Here is a 26,654-nt window from a genome sequence, read left to right as displayed (position 1 = left end):
CCAGCATCCCACGTTCTGTAACGATCAGTCAAATACCGGTCAGTGCTCCGCCAGCAGGGAGCCGAAGCCACGCACACGATCGGCGACACCGTTCTGCCGCAGGGCGTGCCAGTACAGGACGACGTTGTTCGAGAGGACCGGTTTGCCGAGCCAGAACTCGGCGGTCGCCGCGAGCCGCGCCATGGCGACGTTGGTGCCGACCTGGACGATGGCCTCGACGTCGGCGCAGTCGACCTCCTTGACCGCGTCACGGAGCGCGGTCTCGGAGATGTGCGAGATCTTGGCCGGGCTGGGCATGCCGAGACCGTGGACGCGCAGCAGGTCGTAGCCGTTGTCGCCGAAGAAGCGGCGCACCGGATCGTCGCCGACCGGCAGGTACGGCGTGATGACCGCGATCCGGCGGACGCCGTGCGCCACGAGCGCGGCGTTGAGCGCGTCCGGGCTCATCGTCACCGGCCGCCCGCCCGCGGCCGCCCGCATCGCGTCGAGCACGCGGCCGTGCGCCTTCGTTCCCTCCCAATGACTTTCCGGGGAGACCCCGATGATCACGCAGTCGGGGTCGCAGCCGACGACACCGCGGATCGCCGGCCGCGTCGACCGCCGGATCCCGTGCATGACGTGTTCGAACCCGGGTTCGTCGACCATCGGGTCGTCGGCGATCACCATCCGGCCGGTGTGGTTGGTGACGCCGTCGGGGCGCAGCGCGTCCAGTTCCGGCTGTGCCGAGGTGTTGGTGGACGGGACGACGACGCCGACCTTGAGGCGGGGACCGAGGGAGTCGGGCACTGGCGCTTCTCCTTAGCTCAGCCGGGCACGGATCGCCGAAACCAGTTCGGCGACCCCGTTCTCCTTGAGGACGCTGTAGTGATCGCCTTCGAGCGTGACCACTTCCGGTGGCGCGGCCGAGTACCCGGAGCTGTTCTCGACGAACGAGTAGTCGTCGCCGTCGGCCTTGAACAGCGTCACCCGGGCCGCGATCCGCCGCCGCGCGAGTTCACGGAAGGTGTAGTCGAACTCGTAGGTCTCCTCGACGATCCGGACGATCCGCCGGATCAGCTGCTCGCCAAGTGCGGGAAGCAGCTTCGCCACGAAGGCCACGAAGCCGTCTTCGTCGCGGACCGTTTCCCGGCAGGCCACCGTTTCCGGCCCGGAGATCGAGCCGAGAAAGACCGACAGCAGGATCGTCAGGTACGCCGGGTTCGAGTAGCTCGCCACCCGCTCGCCGCCGACCTCGGGATTGCCCGGGCAGATCAGCAGCAGATCGGTCACCCGCTGCCCCTGCTGTTCCAGCTGCCAGGCCGTTTCGAAGGCCACCCGCGCGCCGAACGAGTAGCCCCACAGCGTGTACGGCCCCTCCGGCTGGACGCGCCGGATCTCGGCGACGTCGGCCTTCGCCATCTCCTCGACGGTGGCGTACGGCGTCTCGCCCGCGTTGATCCCGTGGGCCTGCACGCCGTAGAACGGCCGCCCCAGGCCGCTTTCCGAAGCCAGCGACCGCAGGTTCATGGGATAGCCGCCGAGGCCGGGCCAGCAGAACACCGGACGACCTTCGCCGGTCGCCAGCGGGACCAACCGTGACGACGGCCCGGCGGAGTCCTCGCCGATGCGGGCGGCCAGATCGGCCAGCTTCGGGCATTCGAGGACGACCTGCAACGGCAACCGGGTACCGTACTCGCGATTGATCCGGTTCACCAGGGAGACCGCGGTCAGCGAGTTCCCTCCCGCGGCGAAGAAGTCGTCGCGCGCCGAGACGTCGTCGTAGTTCAGCGCCTTGCCCCACACCCCGGCCAGCCACCGTTCGTGGCTCGTCGCAGGCGCGACATAGGGCGCGCCCGTACTCGCCGAGCGGACGGTGTCGGTCTCCGCCAGCGCGTGCGCGTCGACCTTTCCGTTGGCGGTCAACGGCAACGCGTCCAGTACCAGCACCCGGTTCGGGATCATGTAGTCGGGCAGGGTGGTCGCGAGTTCGTCGCGGATGATCTCCGCCGGGCCCTTCATGTGCACGGCGTCTTCGCGCATGCCCTCGCTGAGCGCCTGCTCCGGGCTCACCTTGCCGCCGACGAAGAAGTACGACGGCCCCGGAGCGATCCCCTGTCCGGCGAGGATGTCGTCGATCCGCCGGGCGGCGGGCAGCGGGTGGCCGCTCTTCGAGCTGTAGCCCGATGACATGAAACCGAACCCCGAACCGTTGCGCTGCAAGTGATGCAGCTTCGCGCCGAGACCGATGTACGCCAGCCGCTCGTCGGCGGTGCGGCTCACCGCGGTGATGCCGAAGGCCGCGCGCCCGTACACCTGCTGGTTGATCGCGATCACGTGCTTGGCCTCGATGAGCTTGCCGGAGATCCGTTCGAAGTCCCCGCCGCGCCAGCGGTAAGTGCCGGCGGGCAGGCCCTCGATGCGACCCGGATGCGCTTGGACGAACAGCTCGACGTCGTCCCGGCGGCGCTCGCCATCGTTGGCGTGCAAGGAGAACGTGCCGAGGTAGTGGTCTTCGGCGGCGGCACCGGCCCGCGCGGCGACCGCGGGATCGGACGCCGCCGGGCTGATCGTGAGGCCGTATCCGGGCAGGATCTCCTCGAACACCCCGACCATGTGTCCCGTCTCGAACTCGAGGACCTCGCGGATGTTGTTCTTGTAGACCGGCTCGATGGCGCCGTTACGCCCGATGAAGTGCACCGAGTGCCCGGTACCCGCGCTCTCGCCGATCCGGACCAGCGTGTGGTCGATGGGGTGGTGGTAGTACAGCCCGGCGCCGAGACCGTCGAGACCGCTGGTCTCCAGGTAGAGCTGCGTCGCGTACAGCGCGCCCGGTGAGGCGTACGCGTACTTCGGCAGCAGCCGCTCGTCGCTGTGGAACCGGCCGAACCACCGGAGCAGCTCACCAAGTTCGGCGAACGCGAGCTCGCCGGGTTCGCGCGAATGTGTGCGAACCGGTTCCGGTGCCAGGAGCGCGGCGAGGTCGTCGCGGGTGACCGCGCCGCCCTCGTAATAGCGATACGTCTTGCGGGCGAAGACGTCCCGCCGCTGACGACCGGTCTCCCGTTTGCCCGGCAACGCGACGGCGGGGCGGTCCGCGAGGTCGCGGACACCGGGATTCGACAGCTGCGCCTTGACCTGCAGTTTGCCGGCCTTCGACTGGTGGTGCCCGCCGTGGTTGCCCTGATCCATCACCGCGGCTTCGCGCGGATTCAGCTCCACGCAGGCGACGAGCGCCTTCGAACCGGTCCGCGCGTCGTCGGTCACCACCGCCGCGGCCCGGCGCACCCAGGTGTGTTCCTCGATCGCCACCGCGATCTCGTCCAGCTCGACGCGGTAGCCGCGCAGCTTGACCTGGTTGTCGGCACGGCCGACGAACTGGAGGGTGCCGTCGGGGTTCCACTGGACGAGGTCACCCGTGCGGTAAAGCCGTCCGGTCGGCACGAACGGATTCGGCACGAACTTCTCGGCCGTCTGCTCCGGCCGGTTCAGGTAGCCCCGCGCGAGCTGCACGCCGCCGATGTACAACTCGCCCGTCTCCCCGATGTCGACCGGGGAGAGGGCGTTGTCGAGCACGAAGCACTCGGTGTCGTCGACCGGCACGCCGATCGGGACCGTTCCGGCGCGCTCGTCGATCGTGTCCGGGTCGACGACGTGGGCGGTCGCGTTGATCGTGCATTCGGTCGGCCCGTAGAGGTTGATCAGCCGTGCCGACGGCAGCTCACCGGCGAGGTCCTTCGCCAGCCGCCGCGAAAGCGCCTCGCCTCCGGAGAACAGTTTCCGCAGCGTGGCGCAGGTCGCGAGGCGTTCGGTGTCGAGCAACGCCTGCAGCAGCGTCGGAACACACTGCAAGGTCGTGACGCCGTGCTTCACCACCGTGTCGATCAGGGCTTCGGGATCTCGGAAACTCCCCGGCGCGCTCATCACCACGCGGGCGCCGGCGGCGGGCGCGAGGATCTCCCATTGCGCGGCGTCGAAGCTCATCGGCGTCTTCTGCAGCACCGTGACGTCCGCGTCCAGGTGGCCGCAGGCCCGCAGCCAGCGCAGCTGCGACACGACACTGTGGTGCTCGATCATCACGCCCTTCGGTTTCCCGGTGCTGCCGGAGGTGTAGATGACGTACGCGAGCGACTCCGGCCGGGGGCCGCGCGGTACGCCGGTCGCTCGGGAGTCGGTCACCGAGACGATCCGGGTCCCGGCGGGCACCAGCCCGGCCAGGCGCCCGGCGAGATGGGGCTGCGTGACGACGACGCCGGTCCCGCTGTCTTCGAGCATGTACCGCAGCCGGTCTTCCGGATATTCCGGGGACAGCGGCAGATAAGCCGCGCCGGAGGCGAGAATTCCCCACGCACCGATCATCAGGTCCGCGGAGGGCTCGACGTGCAGGCCGACGGTGTCGTCCACCCCGATTCCCAGCTCGGCGAGATACGCGGCGAGTCCCGCGCTCGCTTCTTCCAGTCCGCGGAAGGTCATTTCCCGGTGGCCGTCGACGACGGCCACCGCCTCCGGCCTTGTCTCCGACCAATACCCGAGCAGATCCGTGAGGCAGGTGCCGGAACGGACGCGATGCGGCGGTGCGAAGTGGTCGATCGGTGGCATGGTCATCCCCCAGTGCGAATTCCGTGGTTTTCGTTTCCACTGCCAAAGGAGTGATGCGCTCTTCGCGAGATACCGGCCGATGAACGAGAACGCCCCGCCGTCCCTTCTTTGCCACCCTTTGGGGCGACCGCCGGTTTCGTGCGTTCGATTCCGCCACAATCGAACGCATGATTCCCACTTTCGTCTTCGTGCACGGTTCGGGAAGTTCGGCACACGCCTGGACGGCCACTCAGCGGGAAATGGCGCTGCGCGGGCATCGGACGCTCGCGGTCGATCTCCCCGGCAGGGGCGCGGGATTCACCAGGGCCTATCACGAACAGGACCTCGAAACCTTCGCGGCCGAGCCTTCGGTGATGAGCGACGTGACCGCGGCCGACTTCGTCCGGCCGGTCGTCGAGGCGGTCCAGCGGGTGCGCCACCACGGCCCCGTCGTCCTCGTCGCGCACAGTTTCGGCGGGCTCCCGGTGACCGCCGCCGCCAACGCGATCCCTGAGCTGATCGACCGGGTCGTCTACGTCGCCGCGCAGTGCCCGGTGGACCGTCGTCCCGGCGAGTACGCGATGTCGCCCGAATGGGCGTCCGGCGACTTCTTCTCCGCGATGGCGCCCCTTTTCGTCGGTGATCCGGCGCGCCAGGGATTCGTCCGGATCAACTGGCGTGGCGCCGACCGCGCGCAACGCGAGGCGCTGCGGAAGGCCATCGCCGCCGAACTCACTGAGGAGCAGTTCCTCCAGGTCGTCGTCACGAGCCAGCCCGACGAGGTGTCCTGGCTGACCGGTCAGCAGTGGGACCACCGCGCCGACAAGGATTCCTGGGGCCGGATCCCGCATTCGTTCGTGAGACTGACCGGCGACCGGTCGATGCCGCTCGCCGTGCAGGACCGCTACATCGCCGAGGGCGACGCGCTCACACCGGACAACCCGTTCGACGTCCACGATCTCGCAAGCAGCCACGCCGGTTTCTTCCGGCGGCCCGCCGGCCTGGCCGCGATCCTCGACCGCCTCAGCGTCCGAGCAGGCGCCGGATCTCGGTGACGGCCGTGCGGCCCGCCCGGTTCGCGCCGACGGTGCTGGCGGACGGGCCGTAGCCGACCAGGTGCAGCCGCGGTTCGGCGACGACGCGAGTGCCGTCCATCCGGATCCCGCCCCCGGTGGCGCGCAAGTGCAGCGGCGCCAGATGGTCGATCGCGGCCCGGAATCCGGTGGCCCACAGGATGACGTCGGCGGGCTCGAAGGTGCCGTCCGCCCACTCCACGCCGTCCGGCGTGAACCGCTGGAACATCGGGCGACGGTCGAGGACACCCGCGTCCAGCCCCGCGCGCACTTCGGGGGTCACGGCCAGATCGGTCACGCTGACGACGCTTTCGGGCGGCAGGCCCTCGCGGACGCGCCTGTCGACCTTCGCGACGGCCTCACGGCCCCAGTCCTCGCTGAACGGCTCTTCGCGCCACACCGGCGGACGCCGGGTCACCCAGCGCGTCGACCGCGCGAACGGCGCGATCTCCAACAGCAGCTGGACGGCCGACGAACCGCCACCGACCACGACGACCCGCTTCCCGCGGAAAGCCTCGACGCCGGTGTAGTCGGCGGTGTGCAGCTGGCGCCCCCGGAAGGTCTCCTGCCCGGGATAGTGCGGCCAGAACGGCCGGTCCCAGGTGCCGGTCGCGCTGATCACCGCCCGCGCGGCCCACGTTTCCGCCGCGCTCGCCACCATCAGCCGATCTTCCCCCGCGCTCACCGACAGGACATCGACCGGACGATGGACAGGGAGGTCGTAGGTACGTTCGAAGCGGCCGAAGTACTCGGAGACGACGTCGGCGGCGGGCTGCTTCGGATCCGGGGTGCCGAAGGCCATCCCGGGGAGGTCGTAGATGCCGTGGACCTTCTCGACGATCAGCGAAGGCCACCGGTACTGCCACGCGCCACCGGGCCGTTTGCCGTGGTCGAGCACGACGAAACCCGCCTCGTTGGCGAATCCCGCGCGGCGCAGGTGATACGCCGCCGACAGACCGGCCTGGCCCGCCCCGATCACCGCCACGTCGACTTCGTGATCCGCCTTCATACCCGGTTCAACGGTGGCGGCCCCCGACTATTTCGTCCGCTGCGTCACAGCCCTGACGATGGCGACGATCAGCAGCACCCCGGCGACGGCCACCAGCACCGGAGCCACCCGTTTGACCACGGATTCGCCCGCGTACTCCATCAGATCGATGGCTTCGCCCTCCGATACCGGCTTCACCGCTTTCAACGGCGGGCGTTCCTCGGTCTTCTCGGGCTCGGGCGCGGTGGCGAGTTTGCCGGACAGGCACTCCGCGAACGAGTCGAGGATCTTGCCGCCGACCTCGGAGATCATCCCTCGTCCGAACTGCGCCGGCTTACCGGTGACGGCCAGTTCCGTGGCGACGGCGCCGTGCGTGACGCCGTCCTTCTCGGTCAGGGTGAGCGTCACGGTCGCCGACGCCGTGCCCGCCCCTCGGGCGTCCTTGCCCGCGGCCTTGATCACCACTTTCTTCGCGTCGGCGTCCTTCTCGACGAAATGGCCGGTTCCCTTGTAGAGCAGGGAGATCGGCCCGAGCTTGACCTTCACCGTGCCTTTGAAGGCGTCCCCGTCGACTTCGGTGACGGTGGCGCCCGGCATGCACGGCGCCACCCGTTCCGGGTCGACGACGGCCTTCCAGACCTCGCCGACCGGGGCGGGAACGGTGAATTCGTGGTCGAGCCGCACGGGCCGACCTCCCTTCTGTGTCTTAGCCACCCGCGGCCGCGAGGACCGCCCGGCCGGTCAGCACCCGCGCGAGGTGCTGCCGGTACTCGACGTCGGAGTTGCCGTCGGCCGTGGGGTTCGTGCCCTCGGCCGCGCGTTCGGCCGCGCCGCGGATCGCCTCGGCGGTGGCCGCGCAGCCGACCAGCGCCTCCTCGACCCCGGCCGCCCGTACCGGGGTCGAGCCCATGTTGGTGAGCGCGACCCGCGCCTCCTCGATGGTGCCCGCCTCGGTGCGGACGCAGGCCGCGACCGCGACCATCGACCACGCCTGCGCGACCCGGTTGAACTTCTCGTAGTGGGCGTGCCAGCCGGTGTGCTTCGGCACCCGGACCTCGACCAGCAGTTCGTCCGCGGCGAGCGCGGTGGTGAACATGTCCTGGAAGAAGTCCGCCGCGGCCACCGTCCGCCGCCCGCCCGGCCCGGCGACGACGAGTTCGCAGCCGAGCGCGAGCACCGGCGCCAGCAGGTCACCGGCGGGATCGGCGTGCGCGATGGCGCCGCCGAACGTGCCGCGATGGCGGATCTGCGGATCGGCCACCGTGTCGGTGGCGGCCTTGAGCAGCGCGGCGTGCTCGGCGACCAACGCGTCCCGCTGGACGTCGTAATGCGTGGTCATCGAGCCGATCACCAGCGCGTCGCCGTCCTCGCGGACGCCGCGCAGTTCGGCGACCTTCCCGAGGTCGACCAGCGTGGTCGGCGTGGCGAGCCGCATCCGCAGCACCGGCAGCAGGCTTTGCCCACCCGCCAGCACCTTGGCGTCCTCACCGGCTTCGGCGAGCGCGGTGATCGCCTCGTCCACTGTGGACGGAGCGACGTAGTCGAACGGGGCCGGGATCATTGGGCACCTCCGGTGGCGTCGATCGAACCGAGACCGCCACCGGCTTCCGAGCCCAGTCCGCCCGCGGCGGCCGACCCGTGCTGGATGGCGTGCCAGACCCGCATCGGGGTCAACGGCATTTCGATGTCGTTCACCCCGAAGTGCCGGACGGCGTCGACCACGGCGTTGACCACCGCCGGGGTCGAGGCGATCGTGCCCGCCTCCCCGACTCCCTTGGCACCCAACGGGTTCGTCGTCGACGGGGTTTCGGTGCGGTCGGTGGTGAAGCTGGGCAGATCCGCCGCCGACGGGAGCAGGTAGTCGGCGAACGTCCCCGTCGTCAGGGTGCCGCCTTCGTCGTGGACGGCCTCCTCGAACAACGCCTGCGCGATGCCCTGCGCGAGCCCGCCGTGCACCTGGCCTTCGACGATCAGCGGATTGACCGCGACACCGACGTCGTCGACGCAGACGTAGGAGCGCAACCGCACGCGCCCGGTCTCCGTGTCGACCTCGGCCGCGCAGAGATGCGTGCCGTGCGGGAAGGAGAAGTTCTCCGGATCGAACGTGTCCGACGAGTCGAGCGAGGGCTCGACCCCGTCCGGCAGGTTGTGCGCCGAGAACACGGCCCACGCGATGTCCTGGATGGACGTCGAGGAATCCGTGCCCTTGACCGAGAACTTGCCCGCCGAGAATTCGAGGTCGTCCTCGGCGCATTCCATCAGATGCGCCGCGATCGGCTTGGCCTTGGCGAGCACCTTGTCCGCCGCCTTGACCACCGCGATCCCGCCGACCACCAGCGACCGGGAGCCGTAGGTGTCCATGCCCTTGTGCGAGGACTGGGTGTCGCCGTGGATGACCTCGATGTCCTCGAAGGGGACGCCGAGTTTGTCGGCGACGATCTGGCTCCACGCCGTCTCGTGGCCCTGTCCGTGCGCGGAGGCGCCGGTGATGACCTCGATCTTGCCGGTGGGCAGCACCCGGATCTCCGCGTGCTCCCAGCCGCCCGCCGCGTAGTCCAGCGAGCCGAGCACCCGCGACGGCGCGAGACCGCACATCTCGGTGAACGTCGAGATGCCGATGCCGAGCTGGACCGGGTCGCCCGATTCCCGCCGTTCCTTCTGTTCACGGCGGAGGCCGTCGTAGTCGAAGAGCTGTTTGGCCTTCTCGGTGGCCGCCTCGTAGTTGCCCGAGTCATAGGTCAGCCCGGCGATCGTGGTGAACGGGAACTCCTCGTGCTTGATCCAGTTCTTCTCGCGGATCTCCATCGGGTCCATGCCCAGCTCGACGGCGAGTTCGTCCATCATCCGCTCGATCCCGAACGTGGCCTCCGGCCGCCCGGCGCCGCGATAGGCGTCGGTGAGCGTGGTGTTGGTGAACACGTTGGTGCAGGCGAAGTGGTACGCCGGGAACTTGTAGATCGCGTTGAACATGAACGCGCCGAGGATCGGCACGCCGGGGCCGACGAGCCCGAGATACGCGCCCATGTCGGCGAGCAGTTCGACCTTCAGGCCGGTCACCGTGCCGTCGCGGTTCGCGGTGATGGTGAGGTCCTGGATCTGGTCGCGGCCGTGGTGCGCGGCGACCATCGTCTCCGAACGGGACTCGTTCCACTTCACCGGTTTGCCGAGCCGCTGCGCGATGAGCGTCGCCATCATCTCTTCGGGCAGCACGGCGATCTTGCCGCCGAACCCGCCGCCGACGTCCGGCGCGATCACCCGCACCTTGTGCTCGGGCAGGCCGAGCGTGGCCGCGGTCATCGTCTTGAGGATGTGCGGGACCTGCGTGGCCGACCACATGACCAGCTGATTGCCCGTCGGGTCCACGACGCACGCCCGCGGTTCCATGAACGCCGGCACCAGGCGCTGCTGACGGAACCGCCGTTTGAGGACGACCTCGGAGTTCGAGATCGCGTCTTCGACACTGGAACCCGTTCCCGCGTCGGCGGAATCGAAGACCCACACCGCGTTCTGGTTGGTGCCGAGCTCCTCGTGCACCAGCGGCGCGCCCTCGGCGAGCGCGTTCTCCAGACCGAGGACGACCGGCAGCTCGTCGTAGTCGACGTCGATCGCTTCGAGCGCGTCGTGCGCTTCGGCCGACGTGCGGGCGACGACCACCGCGACACCCTCACCGGCGAAGTTCACCGTGTCCGAGGCGAGGATGGGCCGCCTCGGCGATTTCATGTCCGGGGTGATCGGCCACGCGCACGGCATGCCGATGGCGCCCTCGGGGTCGAGGTCCTTCCCGGTGAAGACCGCGACCACCCCCGGCGCGGATTTCGCCTCGGTCACGTCGATCGAGACGATCTTGGCGTGCGCGAACGGGCTGCGGAGCACGGCGAGGTGCAGCATGCCGGGGAGGGTCAGGTTGTCGGTCCAGCGGGTCCGGCCGGTGATGAGGCGCTCGTCCTCCTTGCGGCGGCGGGACTTGCCGACCTCCGGTTCGATCGTGGAGGTCATCACTCACCACCCGCGCCGACACGGGAGGCGGTGTCCGAGGCGAGCCGCTCGGCTTCGGGACCGGCGCCGGGCCGCATCTCGTGGGCGGCGTCGCGGACCGCGCGGACGATGTTCTGGTAGCCCGTGCACCGGCACAGGTTGCCTTCGAGTCCTTCGCGGACGGCTTTCTCGTCGGGGTCGGGATTGTCGGCGAGCAGGTCGATCGACTGCATGATCATGCCGGGCGTGCAGAAACCGCACTGGAGCGCGTGATTCTCGTGGAAGGCCTTCTGCACCGGGTGCAGTTCCCCGTCGCGGGCGAGTCCCTCGATCGTGGTGACCTCGCAGCCGTCGGCCTGGACCGCGAGCACCGAACAGGATTTCACGCTGTGCCCGTCGAGGTGGACGGTGCAGGCGCCGCAGTTGCTGGTGTCGCAGCCGACCACGGTGCCTACCTTCCCGAGCCGTTCGCGCAGATGATGCACGAGGAGGGTCCGGGGCTCGACGTCGTCTGTGTAGCTGGTGCCGTCGACGGTGACGGTGATGCGCATCAGGCCTCCAAAGCAAGAGAAACCCCGCGCTGGTCCGGGGTCGTTCGGGAGCGGCCGGTCATTCGGTTGTCACGGACCGACCCCGGAACGACCGTGATCGGACTCACAGTCGAGCGTGCTACGTCACTCCTGCCAGGGCAACCCCCACCAGGGGGTGACTCGCGAACGGGTCCGCAGATGCGTTGGTGGCAGCAGAAAACAGACGCAAGTGCGGAGAAAGCGCGAGTGTCCTTTAGGTACAGCGTGTTTGAACGGACGACACGTGTGATCCGACGGACGACACGCGTGACCAGATGGACGACACGACCGCGGCGAAGCCTCCACCGCGAGTCGGCCGTCCAGACACACGTGTCGTCCGTCTGATCACGTGTGTCGTCCATCCAGTCACGCAGGACCGCCAGTAGGTCTCCAGGACACGGTTGGCGGCTAGCCCGAACGCCACTCACGAAGACAGAGCACCGCACTCACGTGATCGAAGCCGGAACTCGCGTGATCAGAGGCGGAACTCGCGAGTGCGGCCTCCAGTCACGCGAGTCGCGCCCAGGATCACGCGAGTCACGCCTTCAATCACGCCGCGCCTGTGCCCAACCCGAAACGCCACTCACGACCACGCCGTCGGTGAGACCGCGTTCGCACCGGTGATCACGGTGGCGACCCGGTCCCCCGGGATGTCGTGCACGGTCAGCGCGGCCAGGCCCGCGGCGCCCGCGGGTTCGGGGAGGACGCCGAGAGTTTCCGCGCCCAGCCGCATGGCCGCCCGCAGATCGTCGTTCCCGACCAGCACGAAATCGTCCACGAGCGACCGCAGCCGCCGGATGGATTCGGGTTCCGGCGTGCGGATCGAGATACCGCCGGCGAACGAGTCGGCCCGGTCGACGGTGATCGGCTCACCCGCCAGCCAGCTCTTCGCCATCGCGGGTGCCGACGTGGTCCCGACGCCGACGATCCGGACGTCCGGCGTATGCGCCTTGAGCCACAGCGCGACCCCGGCGATCAGCGCGCCGTCGCCGACCGGGAGCACGACGGTGTCGATCCCGTCTTCCCGCGCGAGTTCCAGCCCGATCGTGCCCGCGCCTTCGGAGATCGCGGGCTCCCGGCCGTCGACCACGAAGACACGGTCGGGGGCTTCGGCGGCGAAGGCGGCCGCGGCGGTCTTCGCCTCGCCCTCGACCCGGCGCACCCGCGCGCCCAGCGTCTTCATCCGCCGCAGTTTGACCGGGGAGATGTCGGCGGGGACGAACACCTCGGCCCGCAGATCGTGCTTCCTGGCGGCGAACGCGACGGCCTGCCCGAAGTTGCCGCTGGTCCCGCACACCATCGTGGTGCCCGGCTCCAGCCCGGCGGCGAAGTAGTCCGCGCCGCGGCCTTTGAAGCTGCGCAACGGGTTCAGCGTTTCGATCTTCACCAGCACCTGACGGCCGAGCCGTCCGTTCAGCTGTTCGTCGCTGTATTGCGGGGAGTCGAGGAAAACGGGGTCGATCACCTTCGCCGCCTCGACGACGTTGTCCAGCTTCAGGTCCATGACACTCAAGCTAGGCCGGGAGCCGATCACGCCGATTGTAAATTTTCCCGCCCGCGTGCAAGATTCTTGCGTGCCTCTCGACGAACTCGACCACCTGCTGCTCGACCTCGTCCAGGCCGACGCGGCCCGCCCCCTGCACGACTTGGGCGACGCCGTCGGCCTCTCCCCCAGCGCGGTCCAGCGAAGGCTGACCCGGCTGCGCGCCGACGGCGTGATCCGCGCCGAGGTCGCCGTACTCGATCCGGAGGCGCTCGGCGCGGGGATGACGTCGGTCATCCTGGTCGCACTGACCGACGACGACGAGAAAAGCCACGCGGCCTTCCGCGAGCGCATGCTGGCCGAGCCCCGCGTGCAGCACTGCTACAGCATCGTCGGGCAGTGGGACTACGTCGTCGTGCTGCTCACCCCGGATCTCAAGGCGAGCCGGTACCTGTCCAGGAAACTGTTCGACGAGCACGTCAAACGGTTCGAAACCCTGCCCGCCTTCGAGGTGGTCAAGTCGAGCCAGGCGGTCCCGGTGCCCGGCGTCAGCCGTGGATCCGGCCGCTGAGTTCGGCGAGCCGCGATCCCGAACCGCTCCAGCGCAGCGCGATGATCTCCGCCGCGATCGACACCGCGGTCTCCTCCGGGGTCCGCGCGCCGAGGTCGAGCCCGATCGGCGAAGAGAGCCGTTCGAGTTCCGCCTCGGTGACCCCGGCTTCGCGAAGCCGCGCGAACCGATCGTCGTGGGTCTTGCGTGAACCCATCGCGCCGACGTAGCCGACGTCGAGACGCAACGCGACCTCCAGCAGCGGCACGTCGAACTTCGGGTCGTGGGTGAGCACGGCGATCGCGGTGCGGCCGTCGATCCGGCCCGCTTCGGCTTCCGCCTTGAGATAGCGATGCGGCCAGTCGACGACGACCTCGTGCGCGTCCGGGAAGCGGCTCTTCGTCGCGAAGACGGGCCGCGCGTCGCAGACCGTGACCTGGTAGCCGAGGTACGCGCCCATCTTCGCCATCGCGGCCGCGAAGTCGATCGCGCCGAAGACCAGCAAGCGCGCGGGCGGCTCGAAGGAGTTGACGAAGACCGTCATCCCCTCGCCGCGCCGCTGCCCGTCCGGCCCGTAGTGCAGCGTGCCAGTGCGGCCGCCGGCGAGCATGCCGCGCGCGTCGTCGACGACCGCGTCGTCCATCCGCGACGAACCGAGCGAACCGGCGACGCGATCCGGCCAGACGATCAGGTGCTCCCCGACCATGCCCTCGCGTTCGTGCTCGATCACCGTGACCACGGCGACCGGCTGTCCACTGTGGACCGATTCGACGACGTCGCCGAGCTCGGGCATCGAGTCGCGGTCGATGTGCTGGACGTAGATGTCGATGATCCCGCCGCAGGTCAGCCCGACGGCGAACGCGTCGTCGTCGGAAACGCCGTAGCGCTGCAACACGGGCGAGCGTTCGGCGACCACCTGCTGCGCGAGTTCGTAGACGGCACCTTCGACGCAGCCGCCGGAGACACTGCCGGTGACCGTGCCGTCCGGGGCGACGAGCATCGCCGCGCCGGGGCTTCGCGGCGCCGACGAGAACGTCGCCACCACGGTGCCGACCCCCACCGTCTCGCCTGCCGCCCAGCGGCGGTGCAGTTCGTCCAGTACGTCACGCATCGGCGATCTCCACGAGAAGTCGTTCCAAGGTGGCCAAGCTGTGCCCGGCGAGCAGCCGATCGAGGTACGGGAGCGCGGCCACGATGCCGGACTGCACGGGAGCGTAACCTGCCCGCCCCGCGTGCGGATTCACCCAGAATACGACGTGCGCGAGCCGCCGCAGCCTGGCGAGCTGCTCGCCGAGCAGGGCGGTGTCGCCCCGTTCCCAGCCGTCGGAGAACACGGTGACCACGGATCGTCTGGCCACGCCGCGTTGTCCCCACCGGTCGAGGAACGCCCGCAGGGTCTCGCCGAGCCGGGTCCCGCCCGCGAAATCGGGGACCGCGGCGGCCGCGGCGAGCATCGCGTGCTCGGGATCGCGCAGCCGGAGCTGGCGGGAGACCCTGGTGAGCCGGGTGCCCAGCGTGAACACCTCGACCCGGCCGGGGGCGCGCCGGGCGACGACGTGCGCGAACCTCAACAGCGCGTCGGCGTACGGCCCCATCGAGCCGGAAACGTCGATCAGGAGGACGAGGCGGCGCGGTTTGGTGCTCCGTCGCCGATACGCCAGGCGGACGGGCTCGCCGCCGCCGGCCAGCATCGCCCGGAGCGTGCGTGACGGGTCGAGTGCGCCCCGCCGGGCGGCGCGACGGCGCGGTGACGAGCGCGGCGGGAGCGCCGGCCGCAGTTTCGCGAGCAGTTCCCGCAGGTGGGCGCGTTCGGCGACACTCAGCTCGGCGAGGTCTCGGTGGCGCAGGATCTCTTCTTCGCTCGCCGCCACGCGGAGTTCGTCGGGTTCCGCGCCGGATTCGCCCTGGCCCGCGTGCGCGAGCGTCGCGATCCTGGCTCGCTTCGGCGCCACTTCCCGGCTTCGCCGCCGCGGTGCGGCTTCCTTTTCGGTGAACCAGCCGTCGAACGCGGCGTCGTAGCGCGGGATGTCGTCGGGATCCGCGCACAGTGTCAGCCGTCCGGCCCAGTACAGCTGTTCGGGATCGGCGAGGTCGATCGCGCTGACGGCTTCGAGATACGCCTGGGTTCGGTGTGCGTCACACGGCAAACCGGCTTCGCGCAATGTCTCCGCGAAGCCGACGAAGCCGGCCAGTGGATCGCTCACCCCTCCATTATGAGCCTCGTCGGGCGAAGGCCGGGGTCTTCTCGCGCAAGGGGCCGATGCCGCCCATGAACACCGCCAAGGCGGTGAGCTGCGGAAACCGGTCCGAAATGCGGAGCGGAAGCGGCACCGTCCGCTCGTTCAGAGTCCCGTCCAGAGCGGGTTCGATGAGCATCTTGTGCTCCTCCAATTGCTGCTTCTGGGCGAGCGTGACGGCCACGGCCCGCCGGCGCTGCACGCGGGCGAGGTCCCGGGCGGTCAGCGTCCCGCGCAGCAGCGGGGCGGCGAGGATCCGCGCGGCCGCCACGGCGTCCTGCACCGCGATGTTGACGCCCATCCCGCCGACCGGTGACATCGCGTGCGCGGCGTCGCCGATGCAGAGCACGCGGTCCGAGTACCAGTGCGGAAGCTTGGACATCCGCACGTTCAGCAGTTTGACGTCGTCCCAGCCGCGGATCTCGCTCAGCTGCTCGTCGTTCCAGCCGAACAGGCCGCCGATCCGCTCCCGGAACTTCTCGATCCCTTCGGCCCGTTGCGCGGCGTCCTGTCCCTTCCGGATCAGGTACGAGGTCTGGAAGTAGTCGCCGCGGTCCATGGTCACGCCCGCGAGGCCGCCTTCGAAGCGGCCGAACACCTGGGCCTCTTTGCCGGTGTCCTCGAGTTTCGGCACCCGGACCCACCAGACGTCCATCGGTACCTCGTACTCCTTCGGCACGAGCCCCGCCTCCGCGCGGATCAGCGAGTCCCGGCCGTCGCAGCCGACCACGAGCGACGCCGCCAGTTCTTGCTCCTCACCGTCGGCATCGCGATAGCGCACGCCGCCGTCCTCGCGCAGACCGAGCACCTCGGCACCCATCTCCAGGGTGAACGTCGGCTCCTCGGCCGCGGCTTCGGCGAGCAGATTCAGGAAATCCCATTGCGGGACCATCGAGATGTACTTGTGCGGCCCGGGGATCCGGCTGAAATCGGCGGCGACGATGGTCGCGTCACCGATCAGCATCCGCATCCTCTCCAGCCGCCGCGAAGGCAATTCCGCGAAGCGATCGCCGAGCCCGAGTTCGTCGAGCAACATCAACGTCGGCGGATGCACCGTGTCACCGCGGAAATCACGGAAGAAGTCCTTGTGCTTTTCGAGAACGGTGACCTCGACCCCGGCCCGCGCCAACAGGAGTCCGAGCACCATCCCCGCCGGACCGCCCCCCACCACACAACACCGTGTACGTCCCATAACCGAGTTGTAGCGCGCGGAATGGGCCGTCGCCATGGATCCGGGCGAGAAGGGGACCTAGGTCCTGAGGCCCGCGATGAGGACCTCGACCATCTTGCGCGCGTTGTAGCGCGGATCGTTTTCGGCGCCGATACAGAGGTTCCCGACGCCGCGCATGACTTCGAGCGCCTGCAGATCGGAGCGGATCTCGCCCGCCTCCGCCGCCGCGTCGAGCAAGCGGGCGCACACCGGCAGGAGGGTGTCGAGGAAGTAGGCGTGCAGCGTCTCGAACCCGGCGTTGTCCGACTGCAGGACCGCCGCCAGACCGTGTTTGGTGACCAGGAAATCGACGAAGAGGTCGATCCAGCGCCGCAACGCCTCGTACGGGGAATCGCTCGACGCCAGCAGTTCCGGTCCGGCTTCGGCGCACGCGTCGACCTGATGCCGGTAGACGGCGATGATGAGGTCGGCCCTGGTCGGGAAGTGGCGGTAGATCGTGCCCATCCCGACGCCCGCCTTCGCCGCGATGTCGCGAACGGGCGCCTCGACGCCTGACGTGACGAAGACGGCCGCGGCGGCGTCGAGCAGGGTCTTCTCGTTGCGCCGGGCGTCGGCGCGTTTGGCCTTGGTGCCCTCGTCACTCATCACGCACTCCTCCACGAGCTTGCCAAACGGAACACCGCTCCGTATCGTTAGCGGAGCAACGTTCCGCTTGTTCATCTTGCCATGGAGGACCTCGTCATGCAGTACCGCACCTTGGGCAGGACCGGTGTGCAGGTCAGCACACTCGCGCTGGGCGCGATGAACTTCGGCGCGATCGGGCGCACCACCCAGGACGAGGCCACGGCCATCGTCGACGCCGCGCTGGCGGGCGGCGTCAATCTCATCGACACCGCCGACATGTACAGCGCCGGCGAGTCGGAGACGATGGTCGGGAAGGCCATCGCCGGCCGCCGCGAAGACATCGTGCTGGCCACGAAGGCAAGCATGCCGATGGGCGAAGAGCGCAATCACCAGGGCGCTTCTCGTCGCTGGCTGGTCACCGAGCTGGACAACAGCCTGCGCCGCCTCGGGGTCGACCACGTCGACCTCTACCAGATCCATCGCTGGGACCCGAAGACCAGCGACGAGGAAACCCTTTCCGCGCTCACGGATCTTCAGCGCGCGGGGAAGATCCGCTACTTCGGTTCGTCGACGTTCCCCGCGTATCGCATCGTGCAGGCCCAATGGGCCGCTCGCGAGCACCGGCTGAGCCGGTACGTCACCGAGCAGCCCGGCTACTCGATCCTGCAGCGCGGCATCGAAACGCATGTGCTGCCGGTGACCGAGGAGTACGGGATGGGCGTGCTGGCGTGGAGCCCGCTGGCGTCCGGCTGGCTCTCCGGCGCGGTCCGGGAAGGCCGCGAGATCAGCACGAACCGTTCGGCCGTGCTGCCGCAGCGTTTCGACCTGACGCGGCAGGTCAACCGGACCCGGATGGAGGCCGTCGAACGGCTGGCCAAGGTCGCCGACCAGGCGGGGCTGAGCCTGATCCAGCTCGCGCTCGGCTTCGTCGTCGCGCATCCGGGAGTGACGAGCGCGATCATCGGGCCCCGCACGCTGGAACACCTCGAGTCGCAACTCGCCGCCGCGGACACGGTGCTGCCGTCCGACGTCCTCGACGCGATCGACGAGATCGTCGACCCGGGCACCGACCTCGCCCCCGAGGAGAAACACGACACCCCGCCCTCGCTGCTCGACGCGTCGCTGCGGCGCCGCTGAACCTCAGGCGAGCAGCTTGTCCAGTTTGGCCCGGACCCTGTCCAGGTCTTCGCTGTACTTGAGCACCGAACCGAGTGTCCTGGCGGCGGCCGCGGCGTCCAATTCGGACATCCCGAGCGCGAGGAGCGCCTGAGCCCAGTCCAGGGATTCCGCCACCCCGGGCGGTTTCAGCAACTCCATCGCGCGAAGCCGGTGCACCGCCGTCGCGACCTGGGCCGCGAGCGTCTCGCCGAGACGCGGGATCTTGCGGCGCAGGATCTCGACTTCACGGCCGAGGTCCGGATGTTCCAGCCAGTGATAGAGACAGCGGCGTTTCAGCGCGTCGTGCACCTCCCGCGTCCGGTTGGAGGTGAGCACCACGAGCGGCGGGTGCTCGGCACGCACCTCGCCGAACTCGGGGATCGTCACCGCGTTCTCGTCGAGGAGTTGCAGCAGGAAGGCTTCGAACTCGTCGTCGGCCCGGTCGATCTCGTCGACCAGCAGGACACACGGCGCGGTCTGCAACGCCTTCAGCAGCGGCCGGGAAAGCAGGAACCGTTCGGTGTAGAGGGACTGTTCGGCGGCCTCGACGTCGAGGCCGCCGTCACCCGCGGCTTCCAGCGCCCGCAGGTGCAGCAGCTGACGGGGAAAGTCCCATTCGTACAGTGCCTGCGCCGCGTCGATCCCCTCGTGACACTGGAGACGGATGAGCGGCAGGCCGAGCGCTTCGGCCAGTCCCAGCGCGAGCGAGGTCTTGCCGGTACCCGGTTCGCCCTCGCAGAACAACGGGCGGCCGAGCGCCACGGCGAGGAACCCGGCCGTGGCGATGCCGTCGTCGGCGAGATAGCCGACCGCTTCGAGGGCTTCGGCCAGTTTCTCGGGCGATTCGACGGTCACGGTCTCGATCGTAAGCCCCGGTGAGCCGGAGATCAGCCTGGAAGATCCTCGCGACGGTCCACGTCGTGCCCGGTGCCGAGGTCACCGCATTCGACGAGCCTCAGGTCTCGGCGCGCGCGGAGCCAGTCGCGGGCGCCCTTGTCCCCGGACGCGCCCGCGACGATCTCCGGCCACCAGCGACGGCCGAGAACCACGGGATGGCCGGGAACGCCGTCGTAAGCGGCACGCGCGACGGTGTTCTCATCGGCTCCGTCGGCGACCCGGCGGACCACTTCGGCGCCGACCCCGGGCAGATCCACGAGATGGACGACGGCGGCTTCGGCATCGGTTTCGGCGAGCGCGCGCAGACCCGCGCGCAGTGACGCGCCCATGCCGGACTCCCAGTCCTCGGCCACGACGGCGGCCTCGGGATCGGGCAGCAGCGCGCGGGCTTGCGCGGCCGAGGCGCCCAGCACCACCCGGACCGGGACGCAACCCGCTTCGGCGAGCACCCGCAGCGACCGGACGACGAACGGCTCGCCGTCGAGGACCGCCAGTGCCTTCGGACCACCGAACCGGCGCCCGGCCCCGGCAGCGAGGAGCAGCCCCGCGACCTCAGCCATGCCTCGCCCTGGTCGGCGGCGCCGAGGCAAGGTCGGCTTCGATGGCCCGCGCAGCCGCGAGCAGTGACGGCAGCAGTTCCTGCTCGACCGACTCCGGCGTCGTGCGGCTGGCGTGCGTGGAGAGGTTGACCGCGGCCACGACCTTCCCCCGCCGGTCCCGGATCGGCGCGGCGATCGAGCGGAGACCCTCTTCGAGTTCCTGGTCGACCATCGCGTAGCCCTGCCGGTACACCTTCTCCAGCTCGGCGAGCAGATCCTTTTGCCTGGTCAGCGTGTGCGCGGTCAGCTTCTCGAGTTTGGCCGCGTCGAAGTAGCCGTGCAGGTCGTCGTCCTCCAGGCCCGCCAGCAGGACATGCCCCATCGACGTCGCGTGGGCCGGGAAGCGGGTCCCGACGTTGATGCTGACGGTCATGATCCGCGAGACGGCCACGCGGGCGACGTAGACGATGTCCGGGCCTTCGAGCACTGAGATCGAACTCGACTCGTGCACCTCGGCGGAGAGCCGTTCGAGATGAGGCTGGGCGACCTCCGGCAGCGACAGGCTCGACAGGTACGAGTAGCCGAGTTCGAGGACCCGCGCGGTGAGCGAGAAGTACTTGCCGTCCGTGCGCACGTATCCCAGGTCGACGAGGGTGAGCAGGAACCGGCGGGCGGCCGCCCTGGTCAGCCCGGTCGCCCGGGCGACGTCGCTCAGCGTGAGTTCGGCCGCGTCCTCGTTGAACGCCTTGATCACGGCCAGCCCGCGCTCCAGCGACTGGACATGATGCGCCCCGCGCTCGGTCACCTCGCCTTCGTCCATGGGAGAACCCTAACCGCCGCCCTCCTTCTGGGCCGCAGGCTCACCGAGTTCGGCCAGTACCCGCTGGGCCACCGCGAACGCCGCGTTGGCGGCCGGGGCGCCCGCGTAGACGGCGGTGTGCAGCAGCACCTCGGAGATCTCCTGCGCGGTGAGTCCATTGTGGACGGCGGCGCGGACGTGCATCGCGAGTTCGTCGTGGGCGTGCAGCGCGGTGAGCGCGGCCAGGGTGACGCAGCTGCGGGTCTTGCGGTCGAGCCCGTCCCGCGACCAGACCGATCCCCAGGCGCCCCGGGTGATGTAGTCCTGGAACGGGCGGCTGAACTCCGTGGTGCGCGCGACGGCTCGATCGACGTGCTCGTCCCCGAGGACCTCGCGGCGCACCCGCATGCCGGTCTCGTAGGGGTCTTCGCTCATCGGGCGGCCTCCAGATGTTCGAGGATCAACGCGCTGAACCGCTCCGGCTGCTCGAAACTCCCCAGATGCGCGGCGTCTTCGACGACTTCGATCCGCGCGTCCGGGATGCCGCCGGCGATCACCTCGGCGTGCTCGACCGGGGTGGCCGGATCCTGGGCCCCGGCGATGACCAGGGTCCGCGCCGCGATCTTGGGCAGATCGCCGACGAGGTCCATCCGTTCGATGGCCTGGCAGGACGCCGCGTAGCCCTCGGCGGGGACGCCCGCGATCATCTCGCGCAGGTACTCGGCCTGTTCCGGATACGCGGCGGCGTACCCGGTGGTCAGCCAGCGGCCGACCCCGGCCTGGGCGACCGCCGCGGTGCCGCTCTCCCGGACCGTCTTCGCCCGGTCCGCCCACATACTCGGCGGGCCGAGCTTCGCGGACGTGCAGCACAGCACGAGACTCGCGATCCGGTCCGGCGCGTTGGCACCGAGCCACATCCCGGTCATCCCGCCGAGCGACAGCCCGACGACATGGGCCCGTTCGGCACCGTGCTCGTCGAGCAGCGCGAGCAGGTCACCGCCGAGATCCGCGAGCGTGTACGGCCCGGCAGGGACCGGGGACGCGCCGTGCCCGCGGGTGTCGTACCGGATCACCCGGAAACCCTGCGCCACCAAGGGTTTCACCTGCGGTTCCCACATGCGGTGATCGCTGCCGAGCGATCCACTGAACACCACGACGGGGCCGTCGGCAGGCCCCTCCGCGACGCTGTGCACCTTCACCGGCTCGGACCTCGAAGACCTAGACATCGAAGAACACCGTCTCCCCTTCGCCCTGTAACCGGATGTCGAACCGGTAGCCGTCGCCGGTCTTGGTGGCGATCAAGGTGCCTTGGCGCGCCTCCGGGACCGACGCGAGCACCGGATCCCCGGAGTTGTCGTTGTCCTCGAAGTAGATCCGCGTGACCACCCGGTGGAGGAGCCCGCGTGCGAACACCGAGACGTCGATATGCGGCGCCTGCTCGCCGCCCGCTGGTCCGGGCAGCGAGCCGGGCATGATCGTCCGGATCTCGTAGTCGCCGTTCGGGTCGGTGGGACAGCGGCCGAAGCCCCGGAACCCGCTCGCGACCGCTCCGCGCGGGTCGTCGGGGTGGTCGAACCGGCCGTCGGCGTCGGCCTGCCAGGTCTCGATCATCGCGTCCGGCACCGGTTCGCCCGCGCCGTCGAGGACACGGCCGTGAATGCGGATCGCGGCCGGTTCGTCCGCGGGGACGACGTCCGGCCCGTCCGCCCAGGGCAGGCCGATCGACAGGTACGGGCCGACGGTCTGGGAAGGCGTCGTCTCCGGCATCAGTGCTCGTCCTCCTCGTCTTCGAAGACCGAAGCCTCCCGGCCGCGCACGACGATGTCGAACTGGAAGGCCAGCGCCCACTCGGCCTCCGTGCGGTCGAGGTCGAAGCGCGCGATCATCCGCTGCCGCGCCTTCTCGTCCGGGATGGAGTTGAAGATCGGGTCCTGCGAGAACAGCGGGTCTTCCGGGAAGTACATCTGGGTGACCAGCCGCTGGGTGAACGCGCTGCCGAAGACGGAGAAGTGGATATGCGCCGGCCGCCAGGCGTTGTCGTGGTTCTTCCACGGATACGCGCCCGGTTTGACGGTGGTGAAGGTGTAGCGCCCTTCGGAGTCGGTGAGCGTCCGGCCCGCGCCGTCGAAGTTCGGATCCAGCGGCGACGGCCAGCGATCGCCGGTGTGCCGGTACCGGCCGCCCGCGTTCGCCTGCCAGATCTCGACGAGCGAATCGCGGATCGGCCGCCCGTCGCCGTCGAGCAGCCGCCCGGTGACGATGATCCGCTGGCCCTGCGGCTCCCCCGCGTGCCCCTTGGTGAGGTCGTTGTCGAACTCGCCGATCCGGCCAGGCCCCAGCGCGGGCCCGGTGACCTCGGTCAGCAGATGCGGGAGCACGATCAACGGCTCCTTGGGGTGCCGCAGCGCCGTCGACCGGTAGCCGGCGGAATCGAGCGGCGGATGCGTGCCCTCCGGATCGCGCCGGTAGCGCGGGAGCCTCAGTTCTGCGGGTGCCGACATGCTGTTCCCTCCAGCGCGGGTCAGTGGGTCACTGGGCTTCGACGACGATGGCCAGCCCCTGGCCGACGCCGATGCAGATGGCGGCCAGACCCCATCGGCCGCCGGTGCGGCGCAGGTGGTGGGCCAGGGTGCCGACGATCCGGCCGCCGGAAGCGCCCAGCGGATGCCCGATCGCGATCGCGCCGCCGTTCACGTTGACGATCTCCGGGTCGAGCTTCGACCAGTCCCGCAGACAGGCCAGCGACTGCGCGGCGAAGGCCTCGTTCAGCTCCACCGCGGCCAGGTCTTCCCAGCCGATCCCGGCCCGCTCCAAGGCGATCTCGGCCGCGCGTACCGGGCCGATGCCGAAGACGTCCGGATCGACACCCGCCGCGCCCCGGCCGGCGATCCGGGCCAGCGGCGCCTTGCCGATCCGCTTGCCCGCCGCCTCGTCGCCGAGGAGCAGAGCGGAGGCGCCGTCGTTCAGCGGTGACGCGTTCGCGGCCGTGACCGTCCCTTGTGGACGGAAGACGGGCTTCAGCTTCGCGAGCTTCTCCGGGCTGGAGTCCGGCCGGATACCTTCGTCGCGGGTGAGTTCGACCCCCTCCACCGGGACGACGTGGTCGTCGTAGAAGCCCTCGTCCCAGGCGCGGGCGGCGTTGACGTGGCTGCGGACGGCGAACGCGTCCTGCTCGTCGCGGCCGATGCCGTAGCGCTCCGCGAGCTGCTCGGTGGACTCGCCGAGCGAGACCGTCCACTGCTCGGGCATCTTCGGGTTGACCATGCGCCAGCCCAGCGCGGTGGAGTACAGCGTCTGGTTGCCCGCCGGGAAGGCCTTCTCCGGTTTCTGCATGACCAGCGGCGAGCGGCTCATCGACTCGACCCCGCCGGCGACCGCGAGCGAGGCGTCGCCGACCTGGATCGTCCGGCTGGCCTGCATGACGGCGTCGAGGCCCGAGCCGCACAGCCGGTTCACCGTGGCGCCGGGCACGGTGGTCGGCCAGCCCGCCAGTAGCGCCGCCATCCGCGCGACGTTGCGGTTGTCCTCGCCCGCGCCGTTGGCGTCGCCGAGCACGACCTCGTCGACGGTGGCCGGGTCGAGGTCGTTGCGCTCGGCCAGCGCCCGCAGCACGGTGGCGGCGAGGTCGTCCGGGCGCACCCCGGACAGGGCGCCGCCGTATTTGCCGAACGGGGTACGGATGGCGTCGAACAGGAAGACGTCGGTCATGCGCTCGCCCTTTTGAGGTCTCGGAGGATGCGGAGTTCTGCCTCGGTCGGCGCCGGGGTGGTGCCCAGGTCGCCGGACACCTTCAGTTTCCACCCGGTCGCTTCGACGACCTGATCGACCTCTACCCCGGGGTGCAGTTCGGTGAGCGTGAGCTCGGCGGTCTCCGGGTCGGGCCGCATCAGGCCGAGGTCGGTGACCACCAGCGTCGGCCCGGCGCCTGGGAGGCCGAGGCGTTCGCGATCGCCCTTGCCGGTGCCGTGGCCGAACGACGTCACGAAGTCGACCTTCTCGACGAACGTGCGGGGGCTCTGCCTGAGCACCACGAACACCTCGCGACAGGAAGCGGCGATCTCCGGCGCCCCGCCCGCGCCCGGGAGACGCACCTTGGGGTTGGCGTAGTCAGGGCCGATGACGGTGGTGTTGATGTTGCCGAACTTGTCCAGCTGGGCGGCGCCGAGGAAGCCGACGTCGATCCGCCCCGGCTGGAGCCAGTAGTTGAAGACCTCGGGGACGCTGACCACGGCGTCCGCGGTGTCGGCGAGTTCGCCGTCGCCGATGGACAGCGGGAGCCTGGTCGGTTTGGCGCCGAGGCAGCCGGATTCGTAGATCAGCGTCAGGTTCGGCGCGTGCCCGCGGCGAGCCAGGTTGGCGGCCGTGCTGGGCAGGCCGATGCCGACGAAACAGGACATCCCGTCGCCGAGCGCGCGGGCCGCGGCGACGCTCATCATCTCGTCGGAGGTGTACTCGGTCATGCCTTCACTCCCGTCAGCTCGTCGAGCCAGCGGGTGAAACTCTCCCTGTCCCGGCCGATCGCGTCCCATGCCTGGTAGGCGTCGTTGTCCCGTTCGTAGTAGCCCGCCGCGTACGACGGCCTCGCTCCGCCGGGCACCTCGGCCACGGCGGTGACGGCCCACGACGGAAGGACGATCGCGCCCGGCCGGGGCTCCAGCTCGTCGACGACCTCTTCGACGGTGACCAGCGACCGTTTCGCCGCGAGCACCGCCTCCTTCTGGACGCCGGTGATGCCCCAGATCTGGACGTTTCCGGCCCTGTCCGCGCGCTGGGCGTGGACGATCGTGACGTCCGGGTTGAGCGCGGGGACCGCCGCCAGCCGCTCACCGGTGAACGGGCAGGTGATGGGTTTGATCGTGTCGGTCTGCGCCGGGAGATCGGTTCCGGTGTAGCCGCGCAGGACGGCGAACGGCAGGCCCGAAGCACCGGCGACGTACCGATTCGCCATGCCCGCGTGGCTGTGTTCCTCTATCTCCAGTGGCACCGGCCAGGAGTGCTGGACCGCGTCACGGAACCGGTGCAGCGAGCCGACCCCGGGGTTGCCGCCCCACGAGAAGATCAGCTTGCTCGCGCAGCCCGCGCCGATGAGCTGGTCGTAGACGATGTCCGGCGTCATGCGGACCAACGTCAGGCCGGTGCGGCCCTGGCGGATGATCTCGTGGCCGGCGGCCACGGGGATGAGGTGCGTGAAGCCCTCGAGCGCGACGGTGTCACCGTCGTGCACCAGCCGTGCCACGGCTTCCTTCAACGACAGCAGCTCCGCCATCCCCACCCTCCCAGGCCGTCCGCGATGCTGTTCGGATCGCGCACACATGTTCTGCATATGAACATAGCATGCAAGGGGAAGTTTCGCAGCCTTGGCCATGGCGATGCCCAACAAGTCCTACCGGGCTTTCGCGATGGTTGGAGCACTCGGCCTCAAACGAACGCCTTGCGCCTAGCAAGGAGGAAATCTTGCAAACCTGACACGCGGCAATGCAACCGATCTGCGCAGAGCAGGGCTGCCCGACGGACATGAATCCGATCAGATTCACCACGGCTACGACGCGCAGTCATCAAGCAGGGCAACGCCAGAGCCCGTCAGAGGGGACACCACCCGCGGAGAACAGCGCCGAACGGGGTGGGTCAGCCGCCCTGAGAGGCCGAGCCACGGGCGGCATTCACCGCAGTACGTCCATCAGGATCCATTCGTCCCTTAAGCTTCGCCGAGTAGGAATCTTGCAGCGCTTCAAACCGCTCAGATTCGGGGAGGTCGTCACGACTGTTGACCTCAACCACGGCATCCAAGGCAAGAGAGAACTTTTCCCCCAGCGTTGCATGCACGTCCACACGCTTCAGCTCATCGCTACCCTCGGTAACCGCCACGCCTTCACCCGTGTGCACGTACCACCCAGATGGCTCTACATCGGCGACATTAACCATGTCGGTAGCAGCTGAGACCAGCTTACTTCTGGCCCGACCAATCCGGCCCGAGCTGTCGCGCCTAGACGTGCGTGGTTTCACTGATTGAGCTTCTGTCAGTTGCTCAGCCATGTCA

The 26,654-nt window shown here is 69.5% G+C and carries 26 protein-coding genes; 3 read left to right on the top strand and 23 right to left on the bottom strand.

Features of this window, described 5'->3' with window-relative positions:
• Nucleotides 1–39: 39 nt before the first annotated feature.
• Nucleotides 40–786: a maleate cis-trans isomerase family protein gene (locus tag ACSMFO_RS24825; protein WP_436460678.1), complete on the bottom strand. Its 747-nt coding sequence runs from the start codon at nt 784–786 to the stop codon at nt 40–42.
• Nucleotides 787–798: 12 nt separating this feature from the next.
• A complete protein-coding gene (locus ACSMFO_RS24820; RefSeq protein ID WP_436460677.1) occupies nt 799–4,581 on the bottom strand; it encodes an amino acid adenylation domain-containing protein in 3,783 nt (1,260 codons plus the stop codon).
• A gap of 161 nt (nt 4,582–4,742) precedes the next feature.
• On the opposite strand from ACSMFO_RS24820, the gene ACSMFO_RS24815 reads away from it, so the two are divergent.
• On the top strand, nt 4,743–5,609 hold the full coding sequence (locus ACSMFO_RS24815) for an alpha/beta hydrolase (protein WP_436460676.1): 867 nt from the start codon (nt 4,743–4,745) through the stop codon (nt 5,607–5,609).
• Here the strand turns inward: ACSMFO_RS24815 and ACSMFO_RS24810 are convergent.
• From ACSMFO_RS24810 to ACSMFO_RS24785, 6 genes are all read right to left on the bottom strand, one after another.
• A complete protein-coding gene (locus tag ACSMFO_RS24810) occupies nt 5,578–6,636 on the bottom strand; it encodes an NAD(P)-binding domain-containing protein (protein WP_436460675.1) in 1,059 nt (352 codons plus the stop codon). The two genes, ACSMFO_RS24815 and ACSMFO_RS24810, sit on opposite strands and share 32 nt — an antisense overlap.
• Before the next feature lie 27 nt (nt 6,637–6,663).
• Nucleotides 6,664–7,299, bottom strand: a complete 636-nt coding sequence (locus ACSMFO_RS24805) for an SRPBCC domain-containing protein (protein ID WP_436460674.1) — start codon at nt 7,297–7,299, stop codon at nt 6,664–6,666.
• Nucleotides 7,300–7,321: 22 nt separating this feature from the next.
• Nucleotides 7,322–8,176, bottom strand: coding sequence for an FAD binding domain-containing protein (locus tag ACSMFO_RS24800; RefSeq protein ID WP_038509713.1), 855 nt, complete (start codon nt 8,174–8,176; stop codon nt 7,322–7,324).
• Complete coding sequence (locus ACSMFO_RS24795) at nt 8,173–10,611, bottom strand: xanthine dehydrogenase family protein molybdopterin-binding subunit (RefSeq protein ID WP_038509710.1); 2,439 nt, start codon at nt 10,609–10,611, stop codon at nt 8,173–8,175. Before ACSMFO_RS24795 ends, ACSMFO_RS24800 begins: the two co-directional genes overlap by 4 nt.
• Nucleotides 10,611–11,141, bottom strand: coding sequence for a (2Fe-2S)-binding protein (locus ACSMFO_RS24790; RefSeq protein ID WP_016336316.1), 531 nt, complete (start codon nt 11,139–11,141; stop codon nt 10,611–10,613). The genes ACSMFO_RS24795 and ACSMFO_RS24790 overlap by 1 nt, the downstream gene beginning before the upstream one ends.
• A 601-nt stretch (nt 11,142–11,742) precedes the next feature.
• Complete coding sequence (locus ACSMFO_RS24785; protein WP_436460673.1) at nt 11,743–12,663, bottom strand: threonine ammonia-lyase; 921 nt, start codon at nt 12,661–12,663, stop codon at nt 11,743–11,745.
• 70 nt (nt 12,664–12,733) lie between these two features.
• Here ACSMFO_RS24785 and ACSMFO_RS24780 point away from each other — a divergent pair, with 70 nt between their 5' ends.
• Nucleotides 12,734–13,213 carry an Lrp/AsnC family transcriptional regulator gene (locus ACSMFO_RS24780; RefSeq protein WP_436460672.1) on the top strand — a complete coding sequence of 160 codons (480 nt, stop codon included), beginning with the start codon at nt 12,734–12,736 and terminating at the stop codon, nt 13,211–13,213.
• Here ACSMFO_RS24780 and ACSMFO_RS24775 read toward each other — a convergent pair.
• Genes ACSMFO_RS24775 through ACSMFO_RS24760 form a run of 4 tightly spaced genes read right to left on the bottom strand, consistent with a single transcriptional unit; the run spans nt 13,191 to nt 17,245 of the window.
• On the bottom strand, nt 13,191–14,303 hold the full coding sequence (locus tag ACSMFO_RS24775) for an XdhC family protein (RefSeq protein WP_073849117.1): 1,113 nt from the start codon (nt 14,301–14,303) through the stop codon (nt 13,191–13,193). The genes ACSMFO_RS24780 and ACSMFO_RS24775 overlap by 23 nt on opposite strands.
• Nucleotides 14,296–15,396 (bottom strand): vWA domain-containing protein, encoded by a 1,101-nt coding sequence (locus tag ACSMFO_RS24770; protein WP_436460671.1) that lies wholly within the window; start codon nt 15,394–15,396, stop codon nt 14,296–14,298. The genes ACSMFO_RS24775 and ACSMFO_RS24770 overlap by 8 nt, the downstream gene beginning before the upstream one ends.
• Nucleotides 15,397–15,403: 7 nt before the next feature.
• A complete protein-coding gene (locus ACSMFO_RS24765; protein WP_436460725.1) occupies nt 15,404–16,621 on the bottom strand; it encodes an FAD-dependent oxidoreductase in 1,218 nt (405 codons plus the stop codon).
• Between the two features lie 57 nt (nt 16,622–16,678).
• Nucleotides 16,679–17,245, bottom strand: coding sequence for a TetR/AcrR family transcriptional regulator (locus tag ACSMFO_RS24760; protein WP_038509694.1), 567 nt, complete (start codon nt 17,243–17,245; stop codon nt 16,679–16,681).
• 96 nt (nt 17,246–17,341) lie between these two features.
• Here ACSMFO_RS24760 and ACSMFO_RS24755 point away from each other — a divergent pair, with 96 nt between their 5' ends.
• On the top strand, nt 17,342–18,361 hold the full coding sequence (locus tag ACSMFO_RS24755; protein WP_436460724.1) for an aldo/keto reductase: 1,020 nt from the start codon (nt 17,342–17,344) through the stop codon (nt 18,359–18,361).
• 3 nt (nt 18,362–18,364) lie between these two features.
• Here the strand turns inward: ACSMFO_RS24755 and ACSMFO_RS24750 are convergent, their stop codons facing one another.
• The 11 genes from ACSMFO_RS24750 to ACSMFO_RS24700 form a co-directional block, all read right to left on the bottom strand.
• Complete coding sequence (locus ACSMFO_RS24750) at nt 18,365–19,237, bottom strand: AAA family ATPase (protein ID WP_360083212.1); 873 nt, start codon at nt 19,235–19,237, stop codon at nt 18,365–18,367.
• A 32-nt stretch (nt 19,238–19,269) separates the two neighbouring features.
• The gene (locus tag ACSMFO_RS24745) at nt 19,270–19,839 is read right to left on the bottom strand and encodes a nucleotidyltransferase family protein (RefSeq protein WP_436460670.1); all 570 of its coding nucleotides are present in this window, start codon (nt 19,837–19,839) and stop codon (nt 19,270–19,272) included.
• Entirely contained in the window at nt 19,832–20,638 is an 807-nt protein-coding gene (locus tag ACSMFO_RS24740) for an IclR family transcriptional regulator domain-containing protein (RefSeq protein WP_395869112.1), read from the bottom strand. The genes ACSMFO_RS24745 and ACSMFO_RS24740 overlap by 8 nt, the downstream gene beginning before the upstream one ends.
• A gap of 9 nt (nt 20,639–20,647) precedes the next feature.
• The gene (gene pcaC / locus ACSMFO_RS24735) at nt 20,648–21,052 is read right to left on the bottom strand and encodes a 4-carboxymuconolactone decarboxylase (protein WP_350595692.1); all 405 of its coding nucleotides are present in this window, start codon (nt 21,050–21,052) and stop codon (nt 20,648–20,650) included.
• Nucleotides 21,049–21,843: a 3-oxoadipate enol-lactonase gene (gene pcaD, locus ACSMFO_RS24730; RefSeq protein ID WP_436460669.1), complete on the bottom strand. Its 795-nt coding sequence runs from the start codon at nt 21,841–21,843 to the stop codon at nt 21,049–21,051. The genes pcaC and pcaD overlap by 4 nt, the downstream gene beginning before the upstream one ends.
• On the bottom strand, nt 21,836–22,384 hold the full coding sequence (gene pcaG, locus ACSMFO_RS24725) for a protocatechuate 3,4-dioxygenase subunit alpha (protein ID WP_436460668.1): 549 nt from the start codon (nt 22,382–22,384) through the stop codon (nt 21,836–21,838). The genes pcaD and pcaG overlap by 8 nt, the downstream gene beginning before the upstream one ends.
• Nucleotides 22,384–23,118, bottom strand: a complete 735-nt coding sequence (gene pcaH, locus ACSMFO_RS24720) for a protocatechuate 3,4-dioxygenase subunit beta (protein WP_037342185.1) — start codon at nt 23,116–23,118, stop codon at nt 22,384–22,386. The genes pcaG and pcaH overlap by 1 nt, the downstream gene beginning before the upstream one ends.
• Before the next feature lie 28 nt (nt 23,119–23,146).
• Nucleotides 23,147–24,325: a thiolase family protein gene (locus ACSMFO_RS24715; protein ID WP_436460667.1), complete on the bottom strand. Its 1,179-nt coding sequence runs from the start codon at nt 24,323–24,325 to the stop codon at nt 23,147–23,149.
• Nucleotides 24,322–25,077 (bottom strand): CoA-transferase subunit beta, encoded by a 756-nt coding sequence (locus tag ACSMFO_RS24710; RefSeq protein WP_037342182.1) that lies wholly within the window; start codon nt 25,075–25,077, stop codon nt 24,322–24,324. The genes ACSMFO_RS24715 and ACSMFO_RS24710 overlap by 4 nt, the downstream gene beginning before the upstream one ends.
• Nucleotides 25,074–25,883 (bottom strand): CoA transferase subunit A, encoded by an 810-nt coding sequence (locus ACSMFO_RS24705; protein WP_360083226.1) that lies wholly within the window; start codon nt 25,881–25,883, stop codon nt 25,074–25,076. The genes ACSMFO_RS24710 and ACSMFO_RS24705 overlap by 4 nt, the downstream gene beginning before the upstream one ends.
• 359 nt (nt 25,884–26,242) lie before the next feature.
• Nucleotides 26,243–26,650, bottom strand: coding sequence for a hypothetical protein (locus ACSMFO_RS24700; protein ID WP_360083228.1), 408 nt, complete (start codon nt 26,648–26,650; stop codon nt 26,243–26,245).
• Nucleotides 26,651–26,654: the final 4 nt, after the last annotated feature.

Origin of the sequence: Amycolatopsis sp. w19 (assembly GCF_051373225.1) — a bacterium.
GTDB classification, from domain to species: Bacteria; Actinomycetota; Actinomycetes; order Mycobacteriales; family Pseudonocardiaceae; genus Amycolatopsis; species Amycolatopsis japonica.
Note: the sequence above shows the minus strand (reverse complement) of the source record. Positions and strands in the feature narration are given on the sequence as shown.

Coding starts and splice junctions, on each gene's coding strand:
- ACSMFO_RS24785 (WP_436460673.1), bottom strand. CDS start 12,663: ATGGACCTGAAGCTGGACAACGTCGTCGAGGCGGCGAAGGTGATCGAC.
- ACSMFO_RS24700 (WP_360083228.1), bottom strand. CDS start 26,650: ATGGCTGAGCAACTGACAGAAGCTCAATCAGTGAAACCACGCACGTCT.
- pcaC (WP_350595692.1), bottom strand. CDS start 21,052: ATGAGCGAAGACCCCTACGAGACCGGCATGCGGGTGCGCCGCGAGGTC.
- pcaG (WP_436460668.1), bottom strand. CDS start 22,384: ATGCCGGAGACGACGCCTTCCCAGACCGTCGGCCCGTACCTGTCGATC.
- ACSMFO_RS24710 (WP_037342182.1), bottom strand. CDS start 25,077: ATGACCGAGTACACCTCCGACGAGATGATGAGCGTCGCCGCGGCCCGC.
- ACSMFO_RS24810 (WP_436460675.1), bottom strand. CDS start 6,636: ATGAAGGCGGATCACGAAGTCGACGTGGCGGTGATCGGGGCGGGCCAG.
- ACSMFO_RS24745 (WP_436460670.1), bottom strand. CDS start 19,839: ATGGCTGAGGTCGCGGGGCTGCTCCTCGCTGCCGGGGCCGGGCGCCGG.
- ACSMFO_RS24820 (WP_436460677.1), bottom strand. CDS start 4,581: ATGACCATGCCACCGATCGACCACTTCGCACCGCCGCATCGCGTCCGT.
- ACSMFO_RS24795 (WP_038509710.1), bottom strand. CDS start 10,611: ATGACCTCCACGATCGAACCGGAGGTCGGCAAGTCCCGCCGCCGCAAG.
- ACSMFO_RS24715 (WP_436460667.1), bottom strand. CDS start 24,325: ATGACCGACGTCTTCCTGTTCGACGCCATCCGTACCCCGTTCGGCAAA.
- ACSMFO_RS24740 (WP_395869112.1), bottom strand. CDS start 20,638: ATGGACGAAGGCGAGGTGACCGAGCGCGGGGCGCATCATGTCCAGTCG.
- pcaH (WP_037342185.1), bottom strand. CDS start 23,118: ATGTCGGCACCCGCAGAACTGAGGCTCCCGCGCTACCGGCGCGATCCG.
- pcaD (WP_436460669.1), bottom strand. CDS start 21,843: ATGTCTAGGTCTTCGAGGTCCGAGCCGGTGAAGGTGCACAGCGTCGCG.
- ACSMFO_RS24765 (WP_436460725.1), bottom strand. CDS start 16,621: ATGGGACGTACACGGTGTTGTGTGGTGGGGGGCGGTCCGGCGGGGATG.
- ACSMFO_RS24790 (WP_016336316.1), bottom strand. CDS start 11,141: ATGCGCATCACCGTCACCGTCGACGGCACCAGCTACACAGACGACGTC.
- ACSMFO_RS24705 (WP_360083226.1), bottom strand. CDS start 25,883: ATGGCGGAGCTGCTGTCGTTGAAGGAAGCCGTGGCACGGCTGGTGCAC.
- ACSMFO_RS24755 (WP_436460724.1), top strand. CDS start 17,342: ATGCAGTACCGCACCTTGGGCAGGACCGGTGTGCAGGTCAGCACACTC.
- ACSMFO_RS24775 (WP_073849117.1), bottom strand. CDS start 14,303: ATGCGTGACGTACTGGACGAACTGCACCGCCGCTGGGCGGCAGGCGAG.
- ACSMFO_RS24815 (WP_436460676.1), top strand. CDS start 4,743: ATGATTCCCACTTTCGTCTTCGTGCACGGTTCGGGAAGTTCGGCACAC.
- ACSMFO_RS24760 (WP_038509694.1), bottom strand. CDS start 17,245: ATGAGTGACGAGGGCACCAAGGCCAAACGCGCCGACGCCCGGCGCAAC.
- ACSMFO_RS24800 (WP_038509713.1), bottom strand. CDS start 8,176: ATGATCCCGGCCCCGTTCGACTACGTCGCTCCGTCCACAGTGGACGAG.